Source organism: Photobacterium sp. WH24, assembly GCF_019204055.1.
GTDB classification, from domain to species: domain Bacteria; phylum Pseudomonadota; class Gammaproteobacteria; order Enterobacterales; family Vibrionaceae; genus Photobacterium; species Photobacterium arenosum.
Window position 1 is genome coordinate 561,745 of sequence record NZ_JAGSOZ010000001.1, and the last position, 21,789, is coordinate 583,533.

The window sequence follows — 21,789 nt, forward strand, 5'->3', positions numbered from 1 at the left end:
GAATGCTACTTGATATTTATATACAACGTGGACCTGCCTGCAAGCTGTTGTTAGCGCGGTTTTCGGCGTGCGTCACTCGGTGAATGTTGAAAGCTGCGTTTGTAGGCACGAGAGAAACTAGACAGTTGGGAAAAACCAACATCTGCTGCAAGTTCTGTCATTGGTATACTGCTGTTGAGAAGCAAAAATTGCGCTTTTTGCATGCGTCTTTGCATCACGTACTTTTGCGGTGTAACCCCAAACTGCTTTTGGCATAAACAATAAAAGTGGCTCTCACTTAAATACATAGCGTGAGCAAGTTGGGTATTGGATAAGGCAGTGGTGATGTTTTGGTCTATATAAGCATTTAAATGGTTGGCGTCTAGGCGGCGGTGGGAGGGTGGCGCTGTATACGTCGATGACATTTGACCTAATTGTGTCAAAAATAACGAGACTAGCTGACAGTTTATCTGTGGTGACATCTGATCCTGATTAACTTTCTGAGCGGCAAAATCTAGCAACAGCTGGCTTTCTGCTCCTAAGTCTAAAAAGTAAGGCTGCTGAAATACCGACTCTTTTAATGATAGGTTGCACGCTTGTTCTAGAGCTTGGATATAAGGATCGGCAGGAGCTAAATCGATGACTAATAATTCACTGTCTTCACTTAAGCCATTGTAAAAATGTGGCGCATTAGCCGGCACTACGGCAACCGTTCCGTGACCTATCTGCTGACTTTCACTCTCAAACTCACAGGCCATTGTGCCTCTCCAACCGAGAAGCACTTGAGCGTAGCTGTGCAGGTGTTGGCCCTGACGTCTGGCGATAACATTTCTTCTTATCTGGGTTTGATTCACAGTACATTTCCTACTTTTAACTGCGCCGCTTAATTTCCCAACTGTAGTCTTTCCTTACCCAAAATTTTTCAGTTCCAGAGTCTGGGGTAAGAACGACAGAGTCTCAGGCAAATGTTAGTTCTGTTAATGGATATGATAATAGAACATCAACAGTAAGTTAACATGAAAGGAAGGATGACATGCAGCTCAACCAACAACAGGTACACGATGCACTACCTTGGCTGCCACTAGTCGAAGCTCTAAAGGATATTTTTACGCGTGATGTAACGGCTCCTATTCGCCACCATCATACGATGCATGTACCGCAAGATCCGAGTGCGATTTTATTATTAATGCCTGCATGGATTGAAGGTGAGTATTTGGGCGTTAAACAGGTGAATGTATTTCCGGGAAATTCTGCTCGTAATAAACCAGGGTTAAGCAGTCATTACCTACTTAGTTGTGGTCAGACTGGGCAAATGTTAGCTCAGATTGATGGTAACGAGTTAACTGCGCGTAGAACCGCTGCTGCTTCTGCTTTGGCTTCTCGTTATCTATCGCGTGAAACGGCTAGCAAAATGCTGATGGTTGGGGCAGGCAGAGTTGCACGACGTTTAGTGCCTGCGCATTTGAGTGTTCGCCCTATCGAAACCGTTCATGTGTGGGATATTAATCCATCAGCTGCAGAGCAATTGGCAACAGAACTTCGCGATGAAGGAGTGGATGCCATGGCATGTGCAAATGACCAGTTGGAAGCGATAGCGCGAGAAGCTGATTTGATTAGTTGTGCAACGCTGTCAACCGTACCAATTATTAAAGGTGAATGGTTAAAACCTGGTGCCCACTTAGACTTGGTAGGGAGCTTTACCCCGACGATGCGTGAAACGGATAATGAAGCACTAACACGGGCGAATGTTTTCGTTGATGTCAAAGCAGCAGCGCTTGTTGAGACGGGGGAATTGATCATGCCTATGCGAGATGGAGCGATCACTGAAGAGAGTATTTTAGCTGACTTCTCGGTTTTGTGTCGTGGCCAGCATGCCGGACGTGCAGACCTTGACGATCCAGAAGCGGCAATCACACTTTTTAAATCGGTTGGTGATTCTCGCGAAGATCTAGCTGGCGCTATTCTGGCTTATCAGTCAGTACAGAGTGCTTAAACAATAATAAGACCGAAGTGTACTTGGTTTTTATTTTGCTTTGTATCGGTCTTTTTATTTTATCTTCCAGCTGGATCTCCATGCGCTGCGCATTTTTTTCGGTGTGGTTTTTGCGACTTCATTTGGCAAAATACTTATGATTAAAAAGAATTTAGACTATACAGCTCCGCCACCGCTTGCTCTCGCGATCGTACCAATTATCCTTACCATGGGATTGTTAGCGATACAGATTTTTTATTATGATGATTTCACCCCGCATATAGCATTAGCGATTGGTTTTGCTATTACAGCGTTGGTTGGCTGGTATCAAGGACTGCGGTGGAAGGAAATTGAATCTGGTGCATTTCGTGTCTTACACGTGGCGATGCCTTCGATTGCCACTCTTATTGTTGTAGGCATGTTGGTGAGTACATGGATTGCTAGTGGTACGGTACCCACTCTGATCTACTACGGTTTAGTGTTAATCGAACCTCAGTGGTTTCTTGCTGCAACCATGTTGCTGTGTTCTGTCGTTTCCCTTTCCATTGGCTCTAGTTGGACAACCGTTGGTACTGTTGGGCTTGCCTTAGTTGGCATTGGTTTCGCTTTTGGTATCCCTGCACACTGGACAGCGGGAGCGGTTGTATCGGGTGCTTTCTTTGGAGACAAAATATCACCTTTATCTGATACCACTAATCTTGCCGCCGCAGTCACAGAAACCAATGTGTTTGCGCATATTAAAAATATGATGCCGACGACTGTTCCTGCAATGCTTATTGCTTTAGCGCTCTACTCTATTCTGGGTGGAGTGTTAATGGAGGATGTGACATCGGGTGCCCGGCAGCAGTTGCAAGATATTACTGCTATTCAATCAGGATTAGAGAATCATTTCAGCCTAGGTTTACTGCCTTTACTGCCACTCTTGGTTGTGATGCTGTTGGCGTTTTACAAAATAGCGCCAATCCCAGCCTTATTCACGGGCTTTGTTTTAGGCGCTGGTGTCGCCGTGCATAATTATGATTACAATCTTAATGACATCCTGACGTTTGCTCATAGTGGTTACAAGATAGATACCGGATCTTCTGCTCTGGATAATTTACTGAATCGTGGCGGCGTCACCTCAATGACCTGGGTTATTACCTTAATGATGTTTGCTTTAGCATTTGGTGGCGCGCTTGAGCGTACAGGCTGTTTGGAATCTGTCGTTAATGCAATCATGAAATCCACTAGAGGTTTCAAAAGGTTGCAGACTAATACCATTCTTACCTCGATTGCGACTAACGCCGTATCTGGTGATGTGTACCTTTCTATTGCATTACCTGGCCGTATGTTTGGACCGCAATATGACAAGCTGGGCTATAGCAGGCTCAATTTATCCAGAGCGATTGAAGAAGGAGGTACGTTAGTCTCGCCACTGATCCCCTGGAATGCGGGAGGAGCATTTGTGATGGGGACGCTAGGGCTTGCTCTTGCTCCCGGAGATTACAGTGCCTTGCTATATGCACCGTTGGCATTTGCTTGTTGGCTGTCACCCGTTATCGGCATTTTTTATGCACAGATCGGGTGGTTCTCAAAGCGTGCTGAGGAAGCGGCCACGACAGTAAAAGAGGCAGTCGCCGTTGCGAGTGGAAGATTCCACTGAACAGTGCCATAAAGATTTTTAGCAGGCCAATAGGTAAGACATGACACAATCCGTTATGAACACATTTAATGAGGCTAAGACTACGGTTGCTGTGATTGGCGCTGGAGTGGTTGGACTGTGCACAGCTCTAGAAGCGCAGCGCCATGGCTATCAAGTAACGCTGTTTGATAAAGGAGGGCCGGGTGAAGGAGCTTCGTTTGGCAATGCTGGTTACTTAGCAACAGAATTAATTGATCCTCTGGCAACAAAAAAGACATTATCTTCGGCACTTAAAATGTGGATAGACCCGAAAGGTCCACTGGCGCTGCCTTGGCAATATTTACCGAAAGCACTTCCCTGGTTGGCGCGCTTTATTCGGTCTGCTTCTTCTTCACGTGTTGAGAAAAGCCGATACGCCCTCTACCAACTCAATCAAGCGGCCGTTCCGGCTTGGCAGCGTTGCTTGGCTGATATTGGAGCGAAAGAGTATCTGGTACCATCTGGGTATTTATTGGTATGGGAGTCAGAAACAAAGTTGGAAGAGGCAAAGGAGCATGCCGCTTACCTTGCACAATGGGGTATAGAAAACGTTCTATTGCAAGGCGCGCAACTGAGGGAGAAAGAGCCTGAGCTGGCTGCGAGTGTTAGCCATGCTCTGTTTTTTCCCAATGCTTGCCGAGTTAATGATCCTTACCTGTTATCGAAACATCTATTTGCGGTTTTTGAGGAACGAGGTGGATGCTTTGAACAAACAGAAGTGAAAAACATTACTCCTCAAGGTGACTTTGTCGAGGTTGTAACCAGACAACCGTCTAGGTTTGAACATGTGGTGCTTTGTACTGGGGCTTGGGGGAAACCGCTACTCGAGCAAACAGGGATTTTTGTTCCACTTGAAGCAGAGCGTGGATATCACCTGACAATAGATACCACCGAAATAGAGCCTAAACTACTCAATCACCCTATCGGTTCTGCGGAACGTAAATTTGTGATGAGCCCTTTGGAGTCAGGTTTAAGGGTGGTAGGGATAACAGAAATTGGAGGCTTACGGTTACCTGCGTTCACTCATCGATTTAATGTGCTGCGTCATCACAGTCGGCAATTGTTGCCGGTATTGAACAATCCGGCGTTGCAGGTGAGTGAATGGATGGGGCATAGGCCGACGCTGTCTGATTCACTTCCGGTGATAGATCGGCATCCGCGTCATCCCCAGCTCTTGTTTGCCTTTGGTAATCAGCATTTGGGGCTGACTCAAGCTGCAATTAGTGCGGAATTGGTGATCAGTCTGTTACGAAAAACAGAGCCTGAGTTTGACGTGACTCCGTATCGGGTGGACCGATTTTAAACTTTTACAGCACACTTTTACTGTCCGCTTCCTCTTTAGCGAGACAGTTTAAACTGTCTCGGCATAGGGAAGTGGACTGTGTCCAGGTTCATTAAACCACACAATAGGTCTTATTGCTGAGTTGAACAGGGGAAAGAAAACCGGCGGATTATAACAAAGCTCTTTCTGAGCGGCCAGAGAATGACGGATATTGGCTCACCGGAAGAAACTAAGAAAAAAATGAACCACTTAGCTTTAAAAAATAGGGCTGTATCATCGTTATTCCATTTTGGTGTGTTTATACTGAAAACGTATGTGTCGATGGCTGGTGAAGGAGGTCTGCCGGTTATTGACATCCAGATACATCAGAAAAGGACTTTATATGCACTTACCCCGGATTGCCCCCTGGTTACTGGCCGCTGTGACTTTACCTTTGAGTGTTAATGCGCAGGCTGAACAAGTGTGCGGGCATGTCACCATTGCCGACATGAACTGGAATTCCGCCACCTTTATTGCCCATTTGGATCAGTTTATTTTACAACAAGGATACGGCTGTGACGCCGAGCTTGTCCCCGGCGACAGCATTCCAACCACAACGTCCATGATTGAAAAAAGTGAGCCGGATATTGCCCCAGAAATGTGGAGCAATACCATGCGCGAAGCACTGGATAAAGGTGTTAAGGAAGGTCGGTTGCGCTATGCCGGTGTGACGTTATCTGACGGGGGTGAAGAAGGCTTTTGGGTGCCGGCCTACATGGTGGACAAAGAGCCAAGCCTGAAAACCCTGGCTGGGGTGAAAGCCAATGCCGGTTTGTTTAAGCACCCTGAAGACCCGGATAAATCCGCCATGATGGGCTGTCCTGCTGGCTGGACCTGCCAGATCACTTCTGAGCATTTGTTTGACGCACTCAAATTGGGCGATTCAGGTTTTGAGCTGGTGGATCCCGGTTCAGGCGCTGGTCTGGCGGCATCCATTGCAAAAGCCTATGAGCGGCAGGAGCCTTGGTTTGGTTACTACTGGGCGCCCACCGCGGTTCTGGGCAAGTACGAGATGGTGAAAGTAGACTTCGGCACAGGGGTAGATGCCGAGCATTATAAGGCTTGTATTACTCAGGCTGACTGTCTGGACCCCAAACCGACCATGTATCCGCCGTCACCGGTTGATACTGTGGTGACTGAGAGTTTTGCGGCACGAGCGCCTGACGCGCTGGCCTATTTATCAAAGCGCGCCTTTACCAATCCGCAAATGAACAGCATGCTGGCCTGGATGGAAGACAACCAGGCCGACGGTGAAATAGCTGCAGAGCACTTTCTCGCGGATAATGTGTCACTGTGGAGCCAGTGGGTAACGCCGGAAGCGTTACAGCGCATTAAGCAAGCCCTGGCGGCTCGCTGAACCAGCCAGACCCGGTAGCTGCCGGGTCTGTTCATTTTACCGATCTACGGCACCCCGATATGTCTGAACTCTCCTGGATTACCGATTTCCCCCAACTTGACCGTTATCAACTTCTCGCGATTCGTAAAACCCTCGATGGCGCATATCGTACGTTTTCACGTGAGTACGGCGACAGTATTGAATCTTTTTTTGACCCGCTGCTCTCTATGCTGATTGGCTTTGAAAAGCTGCTGCTGAACACCCCCTGGTGGCTGATGATTGCCATATTAGCCGGACTGGCTTTTTATGCCAGCCGTTCCTGGAAGCTGGTATGCGGTGTGGTGGTTGCTTTTGTGTTCATTGGTCTTTTCGGTATGTGGGAAGATACTATGCGTACTATGAGCATCATTATTGCTTCCACCCTGCTGGCGATAGTACTGGGTTTACCGATAGGGATTCTGATGGCCCGTTCAGACAGGGCGCAAAGTGTGATCACCCCGCTGCTGGATGTGATGCAAACCATGCCGGCGTTTGTGTACCTGATCCCGGTTGTGATGCTGTTGGGCATAGGCAAAATACCGGGCCTGATTGCTGTGGTGATTTATGCGATCCCCCCTGTGATCCGCCTGACTAATCTGGGTATCCGGCTGGTGGACAAAGAAGTGCTCGAAGCGGCAGAAGCGTATGGCGCGAGCGGCTGGCAACGGTTGACTGGTGTGCAGTTACCGCTGGCGATGCCGACTATCATGGCGGGGATTAATCAGACCATTATGATGGCGCTGGCCATGGTGGTGATAGCGTCCATGATTGGCGTAAAAGGCTTGGGGCAGCCTGTTCTTAAATCGATTACTAACCAGTACTTTACGCTGGGTCTGCTCAACGGGCTGGCCATAGTGGCGCTGGCTATCATTTTTGATCGTATCTCTCAAAGCTATGCCCGGCGCACTCAGCAACATCTTTCGGGGCGAAAACATGACTGATTCAATCCACACGCAAGACACAGGCACCACGCCGCTCATCCGTGTGCGCGATTTGTACAAGGTGTTCGGCCCCCAATCTGAGCGGGTACTGAAACAGGTGCATGCCGGAAAATCAAAATCTGCCATTCTGGCGGAAACCGGGCATACGGTCGGCCTGAACAAGATTAACCTGTCGATATGCCAGGGCGAGATATTTGTCGTGATGGGTTTGTCCGGTTCAGGCAAGTCGACCTTGATCCGGCATTTTAATCGTCTTATTGAGCCGTCTGCCGGCCAGGTGGAAATTGACGGGGTGGATGTCACCGCTTTGAGTGCTTCTGCATTGCAGGCATTCCGGCGACAGCGGATGGCAATGGTCTTTCAGCGTTTTGCCTTACTGCCTCACCGGACTGTGTTGCAAAACATTGGCTATGGCCTGCAAATACAAGGCGTTGATAACAGTGAGTGGCGGGAAAAAGCCAGCTACTGGCTGGAGACTGTGGGGCTGGCAGGCTATGGCGAACACTATCCATCGAGCTTGTCCGGCGGGCAGCAGCAGCGGGTTGGACTGGCGAGGGCACTTTGCACCGATGCCGATATACTGCTGATGGATGAGGCCTTTTCGGCACTGGACCCGCTGATTCGCAGCGAGATGCAGGAGCAGCTGATGGCCCTGCAGTCCAAACTCGGTAAGACCATCATCTTTATTACACACGATCTGGACGAAGCACTGCGGCTGGGAGACAGGATCGCGATTTTGTGCGACGGTGAGCTGATTCAGCAGGGCCGGCCTGTGGATATTTTGCTGCACCCCATTGACGATTATGTCGAAGCCTTTGTTAAAGATGTGAATCGGTCCAGAGTGCTGAAAGTCGAGGCTGTCATGTCGCCGGGCGCGCACTGTGTTGGGTTATGTTCGGTATCTGAGGCGAATCGCTACATGGAGCAGCATAGCCTGAACGAAGTTTATGTACTGAATGAGCAGCAGCGGTATCTGGGCGTGCTGACCCGTCACAGTATTGAAAAGGCCATGACTGACGATCCGGATGGACAGTTAGAAGAATCGGCCTTGCTGCCGGTGCCTGCGATTTCGCGTCACCAGCTGCTAGAGCAGGTGTTGCCCGTCACCCTGGAGGCAGATGTCGCTTTGCCTGTGCTGGGAGAGCAGGGGGAAGTGTGCGGCCGTCTATCACGTTCCACACTGGCCAAAGTGCTCAGTGAACATCATGTCCTAAACGCCACATCGTAATCACCACGTCGTAATCACAATGTCGGCTAATTAATTGTTCGGTACAGCCCAAACGAATCAGGCCGCTTAAAAGCGGCCTGATTGGATTAGCAATGTGCTGTCTTTACCATTTCTTTTTCGGCTGGAACAGGATATCCAGTTCGTCCTGTTCTTTTTCCAGCATTTCCTGGCGCTGTTTCGCATTGCTCTGATTCTGCGAGCTGTCAATTTCATCCAGCATGGCCTGCAATTTTTCGCGGGCCTGGTTAGCATAATTGTGATTTTTGGTCGCCAGCGCATCCAGCCCTTTTCTTAACAGCTGTTTGGCAGTACCAATCTGGCGTTTCATGCGGGCATCGTTGGCACGTTTAACAACGTTTTCAATGTTGATACGCAGCTGTAACCCTTCCAGACGCGCATTCTCAGCAACGAATGCCTGGGTGCCTAGACGGCCTTTACTGTGTTCGCTTTTAACTACCTGTTTCAGGCGTTTAACCAACTGTAGCATAGCAATAGCCTGACGGTCTGTGGTGGGTACTTTAAAGCCAGACATTTCGTTAGGAGTGTAATTTTGCTGCAGCTGATGAATCTGCTCCCGGACGTTGTTAATACGCTGGGGCATAGAGCGATCTTTTTGATCAACCTCGAACATGCTTTCCAGGGCTGACAGAATGCGTTGATTCAGACAGACCAGTAGTTCTTTGCTGTAAGGCAAATGATGAGCATGACCTATCAGATCTTCACTGGAGTCGATGATGGCAATGTGCTTGGCCAATTCCTGCTGCTTCTGGCTCTCCAGCTGCTGCCGGTACTGAATGATAACGTTATAACCCACAACCAGGACTAACAACAGGCCGATAAGACCGACCACTAAAGGTATACTCATAAAACTCGATCAGATAATCCACAGACAAATGAAGCCATAAGATACACCATCTGATCATGAGGTCATAGCATAGGGTAGAATTTTGCTCATAGCCTCACATTCGCAGTGCGCACATTTTTACATTGGGAGAGGCCGCCGGTGACCTGTCGCTAACGCCGGGCCAGTATAGATTTCCACCTGTTGTCAAATTATGGTGGTCAGAACCCTTGTGTTGCTGTACATGTGCATTTTAGACACTATGATACTGTATATAACATAGTGAAATAGATAGTCGCATTGTTAGAATGTAACGGACTATATTTGGGGCGGGAAAATGAAACTACAACAATTACGCTATATCGTTGAGGTGGTAAACCATAATCTCAATGTGTCCTCAACGGCTGAAAATCTGTATACCTCTCAACCGGGCATCAGCAAGCAGGTACGTTTACTTGAGGATGAGCTCGGCATTCAAATTTTCGAGCGTAGCGGTAAGCACCTGACCAAAGTGACGCCAGCGGGTGAGAACATTGTCCGTATTGCTCGTGATATTCTTTCGCGAGTAGAAAGCATTAAATCGGTTGCCGGCGAGTATACGCACCCGGAAATGGGCACACTGCATATCGCGACGACACACACACAGGCGCGTTATGCGTTACCGAATGTGATTCAGGGCTTTATTGAACGTTACCCGAAAGTTTCATTACACATGCATCAGGGAACACCTTCCCAGATAGCGGATGCGGTTTCCAAGGGCACCACTGTCTTTGCCATAGCAACGGAAGCACTGCATTTATATCAAGACATGATTATGTTGCCGTGCTATCACTGGAATCGCTCAATTGTGGTGCGCTCGGATCATCCCTTGGCCCAGAAGAAAGATATTACGATTCACGATCTGGCGGCTTATCCCTTAGTGACTTACGTATTTGGTTTTACCGGGCGTTCTGAACTGGATAATGCGTTTAACCGCTCCGGGTTAACACCGCGTATTGTGTTTACGGCGACAGATGCTGATGTGATCAAGACCTATGTGCGTCTGGGAATTGGCGTCGGTGTGATGGCGAGCATGGCGATTGATCCTGAGACGGATCATGATCTGGTTGCCATTGATGCCAGCCACATTTTTGAAGCCAGTACGACGACCATTGGCTTTAAGAAAGGCACCTTCCTGCGTACCTATATGTACGATTTCATGGAGCGCTTCGCCCCGCATCTGACCCGGAACGTGGTTGATCAGGCATTAGCACTCAAGAGTAATGATGAAATAGAAGCCATGTTTGCCAGTATTAAACTGCCGGTGCGCTGAGTTATTAAAGCCCTGCAGTAATCAATAAGCCGCATTCTGCGGCTTTTTTGTACTCTCTTCACTATTCACTGCTTTTGCGACCTGATATGAGATAAAATACGGCCCTTTAGTTAATTAGCGTATCAGGGGCGTCAATGTCTGCCTATTCAGACACATTTTGTCAGTTGGATGCCTTGCTCACTCAGGAACGAGCATACTGGCAGTTTATGCCTTTCGCCTGCCACGAATATCCTTGGCAGCACAGTATGCCTGCGCTGTCGGACTGGCTGGATTCTCTGTCCGATCAGGATGTGGCGAACTTATTGGAAGACACTGCTGCGCTCATTGGTGAATTAGCGGTTTTTCTCCCAGTTCTGCCTGAAATGCATCAACTTGCCAATATTCCTGTACTGCCTCCAGTCTCAGAGATTTCGCCGCGTCTGCCTCGAGGATTAGATGTCGGGATTCCGGGCCGGAAATGGCAGCAGGTGCTGGCATTCAATGCAGTACTGCCTTCGCACAAGCTTCCCTGGCTGGAATGGTGTGCCGGGAAAGGATATTTAGGGCGAGTGCTTGCAGCATGTCATAACACCCGGGTCACCAGCCTTGAATGGCAACACAGTTTGACTGTAGACGGTCAGTCTGCAGCGAACCAGTTAGGGTTGCCAATGACCTTCGTTCAGGCGGATGCTTTTGCACCGGAAAGTGCCAGTGTGATACGACCAAGTCAGCATGCGGTGGCTTTACATGCCTGCGGCGATCTGCACGTCAGTTTGCTGGAGCGGGTGGCTGCAAAGCGCACAGCGGCAGTCAGTATCTCACCTTGCTGCTACCACCTGATCCGTCATGATGCGTATCAACCATTGTCGGCACCGGCAATAAAGAGTGAGCTGAGATTATCAAAGCACGATCTGAGAATGCCGTTGCAGGAAACCGTCACAGCCGGACAACGGGTGAAACAGCAGCGATTTGTCGAAGTCAGTTACCGTCTGGGCTTTAATGCTTTGCAGAAACATCTGACCCACAATGACGCTTATTTGCCTGTCCCCAACGTACAGAAAGCCCTTTTAAAGAATGGTTTTGCTGATTTTTGTCTGTGGGCCGCTCAGCAAAAAGGATTGCAACTGCCGGAGGACATTGATTATGCGCACTGGCAGCAAAAGGGAGAAGCCTGCTTTCGGAAGGTAGAGCGCATGGAACTGGTTCGTCAGGCTTTTCGCCGACCCCTTGAAATGTGGTTGGTTTTTGACAGGGCGCTGTTTATGGAAGATGCCGGATATCAGGTGTCTGTAGGCACATTTTGTGATAAACCCATCACACCAAGAAATATTCTTATTCACGCACAATTGGAGAAATAATGGAGACAAGCACGCTGATTTTCTGTGCGCTGGCTTTATCGGCTGGTTGTTTTGTTCAAAGTACCGTTGGCTTTGGCATGGCCATTGTGGCGGCGCCGATTGTGTATTTTTATGAACCACGTTTTGTTCCGGGTGTGGTGACATTTGTTGGTCTGATACTGGCGCTGATTAATATGTGGCAGTACCGGCGAATGATTTCATTTACCGGAATGAGCGCGGCGTTTGTGGGGCGTGTGCCTGGCACCATAGTTGCCGGCTGGATCTTGGTATACATCAGTGCTGAGCATCTGGCTCTGATACTGGGCGTAGGTGTGTTACTGGCGGTTCTGATCAGTTTATCTAAGGTTCGTTTCAAACCTACCCCGAAAGCCTTGTTTGTGGCTGGTTTTACGTCGGGCCTGATGGGGACGACAACCAGTATTGGTGGCCCACCTATGGCTTTAGTGCTGCAGCATGCGGAAGCCGGAAAATTAAGGGCAAATCTGGCTGTGTATTTTGTTTTCAGCTGTGTTTTATCGCTGGTTGCCCTTTCGGCAACGGGCCACTTCAGTCTGTGGCACCTGAAATACGCATTGATTGTGCTGCCCGCACCGATATTGACCACCTTGTTAGCATATAAGGTTCAGCATTTAATCAAAACCGAATGGGTCAGATATGCCTTGCTGGTGCTGTGTACTTTTGCCGGCATGGCGGCCATGTGGCAGGGACTCAGCCCTATGTGGACGTAACATTACAGAGGCCGCTGAGAGCAGCGGCCTCTGATGTTGGATGGGGTCGGTGTGGTTAGCTGGCTTTGGGGATGATGTTGAACAGATTAAATTGTCGCTGTTCCAGCTCATGGGCGGGCATGGGTTTGCCCAGATAGTATCCCTGACAATAGTCAAACTCGCATTGCTGGATATATTCCAGCTGTTCAAGCGTCTCAACACCTTCGGCGACCAGTTTCAGGTTCAGCTTGTCGCAGATTGCACAGGTCGCTTCCACAATGGCCCGGCTGCTTTGGTTATTGGCCTGCACGAAGCTCTGATCTAATTTCACCATAGTGATGGGCAGGTTCTGCAACTGAGAGAGTGACGAATAACCGGTACCAAAATCGTCAAGGTGAAGTTCAATGCCCAGTTCTGCCAAATCGACGAGACATTGCTTGGCGTCATCATACTCCTGCAACATGGCAGACTCAGTGAGCTCTAATGCCAGTTGGCTGGCGTTAATGTCGTAGTGTTCGAGTAATGTTCCGATATAAGTTGCGAGACTGGCATGGAGCTGGGCCCGGGACAGATTCACACTGACAGTAAAACGCTTACCATAGGTTTTATTCCAGTGTGAAAGCTGCATACAAGCTTGTTTCAGCGTCCATTTTCCTAGCGGCACTATCTGGCCGGTTTCTTCAGCAAGCGGAATAAATTCAGACGGTGCCACCTGGCCGAGATCTTCATCATACCAGCGAATTAAGGCTTCGAATCCACCTAACCGATTGTTTTTTAAATCGACTATGGGCTGGTAATACAGTTCAAAGGCTTCAGCATCCATGGCCAGCGTCAGGTGATGGCGCAATGTCATTTTACGGTATAAATCTTCAGCCATCTCAGGAGAGAAATGATGGCAGCGATTACGCCCCCTCAGTTTGGCGCGGTGCATTGCCATGTCGGCCTGAGTGATGAGGGTTTCAATTTTCTTTGCGTCATTGGGGAAGCTGGCCATCCCGATACTGCAGCCAATGGATAACTCACCTACCTCTTTCAGGTGAAAAGGCTTATTGAGATTGGTAATGAGTTTTCGCGCAAACTGGGCCGGATCTTCAACCTGGCGGTGGTCAATCTGGATGATGAATTCATCTCCGCCAAAACGGGCCAGTAAGCCATTGAATTTTACAATTTCGCTGAGTCGAATAGCGATAGCCCGCAACATCTTATCGCCGATGGCATGACCATAGGTGTCATTGATGAGCTTAAACCCGTCCACATCAAGAAACAGCAAGGTATAAGGCTGAGACGAATGCTGAGAGGCGTGGATAGCAGTAATCATGCCCCTGCGGTTCAGCAGGCCGGTCAGGTAGTCGTGTTCTGATTGGTATTTCGCTTGTTTTAACTGCTCTTTTTCCTGGCTGATATTGACCAGGCTGAGTAAGAGCTGTTGTTTGTCAGCCAGCCACTTGCCATCAATGCTAAACCAGTCGTAGTTTCGGCCTGTCCAGCACAGCTTTCTGTGGTTTACCACTTGTCCTTCACTGGCATCATGCAACCATTTCTCTGCCAATTTGATGTCTCCGACAAAAGTTGCGAGGCTGTCCAGCTGTTCACCAAAAGCGTGAATGAAGGCGCGATTGGCACTCAGCAGCTGCCCTTCAGAAGAAAAAAGCAGGGCAAGATTTGAGCCATCAGAAAATGCCAGTTCTCGTCTCAGGCTGGCTTCCTCAGAAATAACATGAACCAGCATGGCGATTCTGCCATCTTCGCTCGGAATACCAGAAAAATGACACAATGCATTTTTCACTTTGCTCTTTGGGCTGTAGCTCCACCAAAGCTTTAGCGACTCACCGCGTTTGAACATTTGTAAATAGTCATTCAGGGTTGCTTCTACCGCGTCGGACATATCCTGTCCCAGGTCCCGTGATCTAAGCTCGCTCAGGCTCTCTGCCTCCCAAAGGGGAAGTGCAGCAGAATTCGCCCAGATAATGGCTTTGTTTTCAATGTCGAAAACCCATACCGGGGATTGCAGATATTCAAAGGTCGTAAAGAATTGGCTCATACCAGATAAAGGAATGACTTTAAAGGGGCAATGCCTCAACGATAGCCTAAATTGCCTGTGGCATACATGCGACAGGGTGTAAAGCGTGATCTTGATTCAGGAAGTGCGTGTTGCGTAAATGTAAATTAATGATAAATAAGTACAAATAGTGAACTGGGAGTGGGTCTTTTGGCTCGGTAGTGCACTGTACAAGTGATGAGTTAACTTCTGAGAAAGGGCTTAGCTAAACAGCTAAGCCCAGAGTTATTCTTACTCTACAAGTAAATGCACACTCACTTTTCATTATGAAACTTAGTGTGCATTTTTATGGTGTTTTACCCGACGGCAGGAATAAGTCCGGCCATCTGGAGGAACTGTGCTGTGATGATCAGCACACCTGCTCCGGTAGCCATTATGAGAGCAGGTTTGCCGCCGCTGACCTGGTACTCACCGATTGTCTGTCGTTGTCCTCGTTGAACATGCACCATGGCCACTGGCAGAAAGATAGCCAGAATGACGAGCGCAATCGCCGCATAACCCAGCGCCATAATAAAGCCTTGAGGATAAAACAGAGCAAAGCACAGCGGTGGTACGAAGGTAAACAGAGCCGTTTGTACTCTGCCGGATTTTGAATTTTTCTGATTTAAGGTATCAGACAGGAAGTCAAACAAGCCCAGGCTTACCCCGAGGAAAGAGGTCGCCAGCGCAAGGTCTGCAAAGACAGAGACGGAATTACTGACCATAGGGCTTTTTAGCAGCGTGCTCAGTGCGGCAATAAAGCTGCCCAGGCTGGAATTGGCGATCAGATCAGACTGGCTGAGAATGCCCTGGCTGGCGACTTGCCACAGCAGATAAATGACTAAAGGCACAGAGGCACCCACTATCATCACCTTGCGCAGCGCTTTCATGTCTATGCCCACATAGCGGACGATAGAAGGAATGCTGCCGTGGAAGCCAAATGAGGTAAATACCACTGGTAGTGCCGAGATGAGCAGACCTTTTTCGACTGGCATATCAACCAGGTGTTGCCCCTGAATATGCGGCAATAACAGGCTTAGCATAATAACCAGCGCAATAATTTTCAGCGTGAACAGGATACGGTTTACCAAATCTACCGAGTGTGTCCCGACCGATACCACAGTGGCAATCAGTAAAGTGAACAACACTGTGCCAGCCTGAGGCATGACATCAAGTCCAAACCAGCCGGATAACTTGTCATTTAACTGGGCACCGCCACCGGCAATATAAGCCGCGCACAATGCGTAAAACAGAAACATCATCGCAATGTTGGCGACAACTTGTCCTTTTGTACCCAGCAGCTCTTTCGCCAGCGAGTGGAGAGTGGCCGAAGGATCAGCATGTTGATGGACTTCCAGCATAAGCAGCGCTGTGTATACCATCAGCGCCCAGATACCGACCATTGTTAGTGTGGCGGTTGTAAAACCCAATCCGGCCGATGCCAGCGGCAGAGCCAGCATCCCTGCGCCAATGGTTGTTCCGGCAATAATTAAAGTACTGCCGAAGGTTTTGTTCATGCTCATCGAGTAAAAACTCCCTGTATTTTTATTGGTTTAATTAATGGGAGAGGGGGGCGGTAAGGCTGATTCTCTCCGAAGAAAAAATATAGCCACAATGGTGCACTGGGTTGGAAGGAATTGATATGTTCAGGTTTCTTTACAACACGCTCGACCACTGCGGCCGACGATAATAGAATTTCATGGCAAACTTACTCATAACATTTGTACAACAATTAGTGTTTTTGTCTGCAAATTACACTTATTGGCAGGCGTAATTTACTGCCGTCACTTTAAATGCAGAAAAATGACCTGTCAACTTTTGTTTATTTTTGTGTAAATGTAAGTTTACATCATGAGTGATTGTGCAGTGCGTGTAATGCATTGCACCGGAGGGGGTTTTCAATTATCAGTGCTTAAGATTCTCTCGTGGTTGACTAAGTGTTACAGTGAAGTGCCAACTGAATAAATAAGAGGAACAACATGTTGCAAGTTGTCATGATAAGTACCGGTGAAGAAGTCCTGCATGGAGATATCGTTGATACCAATGCTGCATGGCTGTCCCGTTTGTTTTTTCAGAACGGCTTCGCGCTGTCGCGACGCACTACGGTCGGCGATCAGCTTGAAAGTCTGGCATCGGAAATAGAACAGTGCAGCCTGACGGCTGATATCGTTATTGTAAATGGTGGTCTGGGACCGACCACCGATGATTTGACAGCCCAGGCTGCAGCCATTGCAGCAGGAGCCGGTTTAGAGCAGTCGGAATTCTGGGTTGAGCAAATGATCGAGAAGTATCGGACTCTGGGGCGGGACATGCCGCAGGCAAACCTGAAGCAGGCCATGTTGCCAGAGGGAGCAGACGTACTGGATAACCCGGTTGGTACCGCATGCGGCTTCATGATGAAGCTGAACCGTGCGCATTTGTTCTTCACTCCGGGTGTACCCAGCGAATTTAAAGTCATGGTAGAAGACGAGATTCTGCCCAGGCTGAAATCGCTGCACCCGGATGTCGCAAGTCTTGAGTGTCACCGGCTGTACAGTTTCGGATTATCAGAGTCAGGCATCAACGATACTTTGGCTTCCCTGTCCTTACCGCCGTTATTCCAGCTGGGTTACCGCTCTTACTTGCCTTTTATTGAAGTGAAGTTGTTTGCACCTAAAGATGATACTCAGGTCGCTGCTGTGTTAGCGCAAATTCAGACGCGTCTGGGTGAGAACATTGTCGGTGCCGGTGAAACCTTGCTGGATACCATAGGTACGCATTTCTCCAAAGCCCCTCTTACATTAACGGTGGCAGAGCAGTTTACCGGCGGTGATGTACTTAACTGGCTGCAGGATAATCCGACAACCCAGACCGCATTAAGTCAGGGATGGTTGCTGACAACTCAGGTCGATCCCTCTTTGAGCGACGCAGAACCTATGGGGGCCTCTTTAGCGATGGCCGCCGCCGCCCGGCAGCAAACTGGCTCTGATCTGGCACTGGTTTGTGGCCCGCTGTATGACAACAGTATTGCGATTGCCCTGTCTACACCAAATGGCGATTGGGCGCAGCACGTGCGTACCAGGCGACAGTATGCCAATAAGCCTCATCGTAAAATGGTTGCGACTTTGATGCTGGATATGTTGCGCCGGTGGCAAACGGGTCAGACTGTGATTGGCCAGTATGAATCGTTCGAGAGACTGAGCGAGTTGTTTTTACCGGCCGAGCCGAACTGATCTCAGGACGGGACACAAGAAACTAAAAAGCCAGCCTGGCAATCCAGGCTGGCTTTTTTTGACAGAGGCATGAGCTGTGTTCAGCGCTGAGGTGGGTTACTCGTTAACCGCAGATTGAGAGAGTTGGACCTGATAATCAAACTCCAGACTCAAATCTGAGGTGGGTACGGACCGGCAGGCAAGTATTTCTCCCGGTGCGACAAAGGCCATCGCCTCGCGCTGATCCACCTGGCCTGCTATCAGTTTGCACCGGCAGGCCCCACACATTCCATTGCGGCACTGGTACTCAGGCTGTAAACCTGCACGTTCCAGTTGGACTAATAAGGGTTCATCGTTATTACCATAAACCTGCTGTCCGTTAACCGTAATGGTCAATCGGCTCATAGTTCAAAGTCACCCAGATCGTCAGCACTGACGTCGTTATCAATCTGACCAACCAGATAAGAACTGATTTCCGCTTCCTGTGGTGCAACTTGTACGTTGTCAGAGGACAGCCAGGCGTTAATCCATGGAATTGGGTTTTGAGTGGCGCCAGGGTAGGCGGGTTTCAGGCCAACTGCTGTCATACGCAGGTTGGTGATGTATTCAACGTACTGGCAAAGAATGTCTTTGTTCAGGCCGATCATAGACCCATCTTTGAACAGGTACTCCGCCCATTCTTTTTCCTGCTCAGCGGCATCTTTAAAGATGTCGAAGCTCTGCTGTTCACACTCACGGGCAATGTCAGCCATCTCAGGATCATCCTGACCGGTACGCATCAGGTTAAGGATATGCTGAGTGCCTGTCAGGTGCAGGGCTTCATCACGAGCGATCAGCTTGATGATTTTGGCGTTGCCTTCCATCAGCTCACGTTCAGCGAAGGCGAAAGAGCAGGCAAAGCTGACGTAGAAACGGATAGCTTCCAGCGCGTTGACCGACATCATGCACAGGTACAGTTTTTTCTTTAACTCGTGCAGGCTGACCACAACGGTTTCCCCGTTGACCACATGCTCGCCTTCACCCATACGGTGATAATCGCTGGTGTCCTGGATCAGTTCGTCGTAGTAACGGGAAATATCCGCCGCGCGTTTAATAATGTGCTCATTTTCAACGATATCGTTAAATACCACAGCAGGATCGTTAACGATATTGCGGATAATGTGCGTGTAGGAACGCGAATGGATGGTCTCTGAGAATGACCAGGTTTCAATCCAGGTTTCCAGTTCAGGAATAGAAACCAGTGGCAGCAGGGCAACGTTTGGGCTGCGTCCCTGAATGGAATCCAGCAGGGTTTGGTATTTCAGGTTACTGATGAAAATGTGGCGTTCATGCTCAGGCAGATTGTTGAAGTTAATGCGATCACTGGATACATCAACTTCTTCCGGACGCCAGAAGAAAGATAATTGTTTTTCAATCAGTTTTTCGAAAATCTCGAACTTTTGCTGGTCGTAACGTGCAACGTTAACCGGCTGACCAAAGAACATAGGTTCATGCAGCGGGTTGTTGTTAGTTTTACAGAAAGTACTGTATGCCATTGTGTCCTCAGCATCAAAGGGGAGCCGAAGCTCCCATTTGTTTTTGTTAGTTATTAAATCTTGCAGCTGGTGCAGTCGTCTGCAGCGACATCGCCCTGCGCATCAGAAGCACCATCGCGGGTGTTGTGATAATACAGAGTTTTAACGCCGAGTTTATACGCTGTCAGCAGGTCTTTGAGCAAGAGTTTCATTGGCACTTTGCCACCTGGCTGAATGCTCGGGTCGTAGTTGGTATTAGCGGAAATCGCCTGATCGACGAACTTCTGCATGATACCGACCAGTTGCAGGTAGCCATCATTGCTGCCAATGTTCCAAAGCAACTCATAGTTGTCTTTGTACTTATTGTATTCAGGAACCACCTGCTTCAGGATGCCATCTTTAGACGCTTTGATGGAGACGAAACCACGAGGCGGCTCAATACCATTTGTCGCGTTAGAAATCTGAGAGGATGTCTCAGACGGCATAAGAGCAGACAGCGTCGAGTTACGCAGGCCGTGAGTCATGATTTCCTGACGCAGCGCATCCCAGTCATAACGCAGTTCCTGACCACAGATTTTGTCCAAATCTTTCTTATAGGTATCAATGGGCAGGATACCTTTCGAATAGGTGGTTTCATTGAACGCCGGGCAAGCGCCGCGCTCTTTGGCCAGGCCAACAGAAGCTTTCAGCAGGTAGTACTGAATGGCCTCAAACGCCTGGTGAGTCAGGTTGTTCGCACTGCCGTCTGAATAACGCACACCGTGTTTTGCCAGATAGTAAGCAAAATTGATCACACCAACACCCAGAGTACGACGGTTCATGGTCGCACGACGAGCTGCAGGCAGCGGATAATCCTGGTAGTCCAGCAGGGCATCCAAAGCGCGGACAGTCAGCTCAGCCATTTCCTCCAGCTCATCCAGGTTCTCGATAGCACCCAGGTTGAACGCAGACAGAGTACACAGCGCGATTTCACCGTTTTCATCTTCTACGTTGCTCAGCGGTTTGGTTGGCAGCGCGATTTCCAGGCACAGGTTAGACTGGCGAATTGGCGCAACAGCCGGGTCAAACGGGCTGTGAGTATTACAGTGGTCAACGTTCTGGATATAAATACGACCAGTAGACGCACGCTCTTGCATCAGCAGAGAGAACAGATCGATGGCTTTTACTGTTTGCTTTTTGATGCTGTTGTCTTGCTCATACTTCACATACAGGCGTTCAAACTCTTTCTGATCGGCAAAGAATGCATCATATAACCCAGGTACATCCGACGGTGAGAACAGAGAAATGGTCTCGCCTTTGATCAGACGGGTATACATCAGTTTGTTGATTTGAACACCGTAATCCATGTGGCGGACACGGTTTTCTTCAACACCACGGTTGTTTTTCAGTACCAGCAGAGATTCAACTTCGCGGTGCCAGATTGGGTAGAACAGTGTGGCAGCGCCACCACGAACGCCGCCCTGAGAACAGCATTTTACCGCAGTCTGGAAATACTTGTAGAACGGAATACAGCCGGTATGGAACGCTTCGCCGCCACGGATTTCAGAGCCCAGGGCACGAATACGACCTGCGTTGATACCGATGCCCGCACGCTGGGAAACGTAGCGAACAATCGCGCTGGCGGTTGCATTGATAGAATCCAGGCTGTCATCACATTCAATCAGTACACATGAGCTGAACTGACGGGTTGGCGTGCGCACACCAGACATAATAGGTGTAGGCAGGGAAACCTTAAACAGGGACACAGCATCATAAAAGCGCTTGATGTAGTCCAGACGCGTATCTTTCGGATACTTACTGAACAAACACGCTGCAATCATAATGTACAGAAACTGGGCACTTTCGTAGATTTCACCGCTGACACGATTCTGGACAAGGTACTTACCTTCTAACTGCTTCACTGCAGCATACGAGAAGTTCATGTCGCGCCAGTGATCGATATAGTCATCCATCACTGCCATTTCTTCGGCAGAATAATCTTCGAGCAGATGCTTGTCGTACTTACCCTTGTCGACCATTTTACTGACATGGTCGAGCAGTGTAGGTGGCTCGAACTGACCATACGCTTTTTTACGCAGATGGAAGATAGCAAGGCGGGCAGCCAGATACTGGTAATCTGGCGACTCTTCCGAAATCAAGTCAGCAGCTGCTTTAATGATGGTCTCATGAATATCTTCTGTTTTGATACCATCGTAGAACTGGATATGAGATTTCAGCTCAACCTGCGACACTGACACATTTTCCAGACCTTCAGCGGCCCAGGTAATGACACGGTGGATCTTGTCCAGATCGATGCGTTCTTTGCGTCCATCACGCTTGGTTACAGTTAGCTGTTGATTCATTTTTAATCGTTTTCCCAGTTTTCCCTGATCT

The 21,789-nt window shown here is 48.9% G+C and carries 17 protein-coding genes; 10 read left to right on the forward strand and 7 right to left on the reverse strand.

What is annotated here, in order from left to right:
- Nucleotides 1–50: 50 nt before the first annotated feature.
- On the reverse strand, nt 51–833 hold the full coding sequence (locus KCG43_RS02485; RefSeq protein WP_218383085.1) for an AraC family transcriptional regulator: 783 nt from the start codon (nt 831–833) through the stop codon (nt 51–53).
- Between the two features lie 179 nt (nt 834–1,012).
- Here KCG43_RS02485 and KCG43_RS02490 point away from each other — a divergent pair, with 179 nt between their 5' ends.
- The 6 genes from KCG43_RS02490 to KCG43_RS02515 all read left to right on the forward strand — a co-directional run bounded on the left by KCG43_RS02490 (nt 1,013) and on the right by KCG43_RS02515 (nt 8,476).
- A complete protein-coding gene (locus tag KCG43_RS02490; protein WP_218383088.1) occupies nt 1,013–1,972 on the forward strand; it encodes an ornithine cyclodeaminase family protein in 960 nt (319 codons plus the stop codon).
- 136 nt (nt 1,973–2,108) lie between these two features.
- Nucleotides 2,109–3,593, forward strand: coding sequence for a Na+/H+ antiporter NhaC (gene nhaC, locus KCG43_RS02495; RefSeq protein WP_218383092.1), 1,485 nt, complete (start codon nt 2,109–2,111; stop codon nt 3,591–3,593).
- Nucleotides 3,594–3,633: 40 nt separating this feature from the next.
- Entirely contained in the window at nt 3,634–4,914 is a 1,281-nt protein-coding gene (locus tag KCG43_RS02500) for an FAD-binding oxidoreductase (RefSeq protein ID WP_218383094.1), read from the forward strand.
- A 361-nt stretch (nt 4,915–5,275) separates the two neighbouring features.
- Nucleotides 5,276–6,289: an ABC transporter substrate-binding protein gene (locus KCG43_RS02505; protein ID WP_218383097.1), complete on the forward strand. Its 1,014-nt coding sequence runs from the start codon at nt 5,276–5,278 to the stop codon at nt 6,287–6,289.
- Nucleotides 6,290–6,348: 59 nt separating this feature from the next.
- Complete coding sequence (locus KCG43_RS02510) at nt 6,349–7,248, forward strand: proline/glycine betaine ABC transporter permease (RefSeq protein ID WP_192015305.1); 900 nt, start codon at nt 6,349–6,351, stop codon at nt 7,246–7,248.
- Complete coding sequence (locus tag KCG43_RS02515) at nt 7,241–8,476, forward strand: glycine betaine/L-proline ABC transporter ATP-binding protein (RefSeq protein WP_218383099.1); 1,236 nt, start codon at nt 7,241–7,243, stop codon at nt 8,474–8,476. The genes KCG43_RS02510 and KCG43_RS02515 overlap by 8 nt, the downstream gene beginning before the upstream one ends.
- A gap of 103 nt (nt 8,477–8,579) precedes the next feature.
- Here KCG43_RS02515 and KCG43_RS02520 read toward each other — a convergent pair whose 3' ends face one another.
- Nucleotides 8,580–9,341, reverse strand: a complete 762-nt coding sequence (locus KCG43_RS02520) for a hypothetical protein (RefSeq protein ID WP_027253385.1) — start codon at nt 9,339–9,341, stop codon at nt 8,580–8,582.
- A gap of 313 nt (nt 9,342–9,654) precedes the next feature.
- Between KCG43_RS02520 and cysB the strand changes: the two genes are divergently transcribed.
- The 3 genes from cysB to KCG43_RS02535 all read left to right on the forward strand — a co-directional run bounded on the left by cysB (nt 9,655) and on the right by KCG43_RS02535 (nt 12,694).
- Nucleotides 9,655–10,629 carry an HTH-type transcriptional regulator CysB gene (cysB, locus tag KCG43_RS02525; protein ID WP_192015307.1) on the forward strand — a complete coding sequence of 325 codons (975 nt, stop codon included), beginning with the start codon at nt 9,655–9,657 and terminating at the stop codon, nt 10,627–10,629.
- A gap of 134 nt (nt 10,630–10,763) precedes the next feature.
- A complete protein-coding gene (locus KCG43_RS02530; protein ID WP_218383101.1) occupies nt 10,764–11,966 on the forward strand; it encodes a methyltransferase in 1,203 nt (400 codons plus the stop codon).
- Nucleotides 11,966–12,694: a sulfite exporter TauE/SafE family protein gene (locus tag KCG43_RS02535; protein WP_192015309.1), complete on the forward strand. Its 729-nt coding sequence runs from the start codon at nt 11,966–11,968 to the stop codon at nt 12,692–12,694. Before KCG43_RS02530 ends, KCG43_RS02535 begins: the two co-directional genes overlap by 1 nt.
- A 55-nt stretch (nt 12,695–12,749) precedes the next feature.
- On the opposite strand, the gene KCG43_RS02540 is transcribed toward KCG43_RS02535, so the two are convergent.
- Nucleotides 12,750–14,714 (reverse strand): bifunctional diguanylate cyclase/phosphodiesterase, encoded by a 1,965-nt coding sequence (locus KCG43_RS02540; RefSeq protein ID WP_218383103.1) that lies wholly within the window; start codon nt 14,712–14,714, stop codon nt 12,750–12,752.
- Between the two features lie 314 nt (nt 14,715–15,028).
- Entirely contained in the window at nt 15,029–16,234 is a 1,206-nt protein-coding gene (tyrP, locus tag KCG43_RS02545; RefSeq protein WP_192015311.1) for a tyrosine transporter TyrP, read from the reverse strand.
- A gap of 456 nt (nt 16,235–16,690) precedes the next feature.
- Between tyrP and KCG43_RS02550 the strand changes: the two genes are divergently transcribed.
- Nucleotides 16,691–17,923 carry a CinA family nicotinamide mononucleotide deamidase-related protein gene (locus tag KCG43_RS02550; RefSeq protein WP_218383106.1) on the forward strand — a complete coding sequence of 411 codons (1,233 nt, stop codon included), beginning with the start codon at nt 16,691–16,693 and terminating at the stop codon, nt 17,921–17,923.
- A 96-nt stretch (nt 17,924–18,019) separates the two neighbouring features.
- On the opposite strand, the gene KCG43_RS02555 is transcribed toward KCG43_RS02550, so the two are convergent.
- From KCG43_RS02555 to nrdA, 3 genes are read right to left on the reverse strand one after another with little or no spacing between them, the layout of a single operon-like run.
- Entirely contained in the window at nt 18,020–18,307 is a 288-nt protein-coding gene (locus tag KCG43_RS02555) for a 2Fe-2S iron-sulfur cluster-binding protein (protein ID WP_192015313.1), read from the reverse strand.
- Nucleotides 18,304–19,437: a class Ia ribonucleoside-diphosphate reductase subunit beta gene (gene nrdB, locus KCG43_RS02560; protein ID WP_027253377.1), complete on the reverse strand. Its 1,134-nt coding sequence runs from the start codon at nt 19,435–19,437 to the stop codon at nt 18,304–18,306. Before nrdB ends, KCG43_RS02555 begins: the two co-directional genes overlap by 4 nt.
- 53 nt (nt 19,438–19,490) lie before the next feature.
- The gene (nrdA, locus tag KCG43_RS02565; RefSeq protein WP_218383108.1) at nt 19,491–21,758 is read right to left on the reverse strand and encodes a class 1a ribonucleoside-diphosphate reductase subunit alpha; all 2,268 of its coding nucleotides are present in this window, start codon (nt 21,756–21,758) and stop codon (nt 19,491–19,493) included.
- Between the last annotated feature and the right edge of the window lie 31 nt (nt 21,759–21,789).

Coding starts and splice junctions, on each gene's coding strand:
- KCG43_RS02490 (WP_218383088.1), top strand. CDS start 1,013: ATGCAGCTCAACCAACAACAGGTACACGATGCACTACCTTGGCTGCCA.
- KCG43_RS02535 (WP_192015309.1), top strand. CDS start 11,966: ATGGAGACAAGCACGCTGATTTTCTGTGCGCTGGCTTTATCGGCTGGT.
- KCG43_RS02500 (WP_218383094.1), top strand. CDS start 3,634: ATGACACAATCCGTTATGAACACATTTAATGAGGCTAAGACTACGGTT.
- KCG43_RS02515 (WP_218383099.1), top strand. CDS start 7,241: ATGACTGATTCAATCCACACGCAAGACACAGGCACCACGCCGCTCATC.
- nrdA (WP_218383108.1), bottom strand. CDS start 21,758: ATGAATCAACAGCTAACTGTAACCAAGCGTGATGGACGCAAAGAACGC.
- KCG43_RS02550 (WP_218383106.1), top strand. CDS start 16,691: ATGTTGCAAGTTGTCATGATAAGTACCGGTGAAGAAGTCCTGCATGGA.
- KCG43_RS02505 (WP_218383097.1), top strand. CDS start 5,276: ATGCACTTACCCCGGATTGCCCCCTGGTTACTGGCCGCTGTGACTTTA.
- KCG43_RS02510 (WP_192015305.1), top strand. CDS start 6,349: ATGTCTGAACTCTCCTGGATTACCGATTTCCCCCAACTTGACCGTTAT.
- KCG43_RS02520 (WP_027253385.1), bottom strand. CDS start 9,341: ATGAGTATACCTTTAGTGGTCGGTCTTATCGGCCTGTTGTTAGTCCTG.
- tyrP (WP_192015311.1), bottom strand. CDS start 16,234: ATGAGCATGAACAAAACCTTCGGCAGTACTTTAATTATTGCCGGAACA.
- KCG43_RS02530 (WP_218383101.1), top strand. CDS start 10,764: ATGTCTGCCTATTCAGACACATTTTGTCAGTTGGATGCCTTGCTCACT.
- nrdB (WP_027253377.1), bottom strand. CDS start 19,437: ATGGCATACAGTACTTTCTGTAAAACTAACAACAACCCGCTGCATGAA.
- KCG43_RS02540 (WP_218383103.1), bottom strand. CDS start 14,714: ATGAGCCAATTCTTTACGACCTTTGAATATCTGCAATCCCCGGTATGG.
- cysB (WP_192015307.1), top strand. CDS start 9,655: ATGAAACTACAACAATTACGCTATATCGTTGAGGTGGTAAACCATAAT.
- nhaC (WP_218383092.1), top strand. CDS start 2,109: ATGATTAAAAAGAATTTAGACTATACAGCTCCGCCACCGCTTGCTCTC.
- KCG43_RS02555 (WP_192015313.1), bottom strand. CDS start 18,307: ATGAGCCGATTGACCATTACGGTTAACGGACAGCAGGTTTATGGTAAT.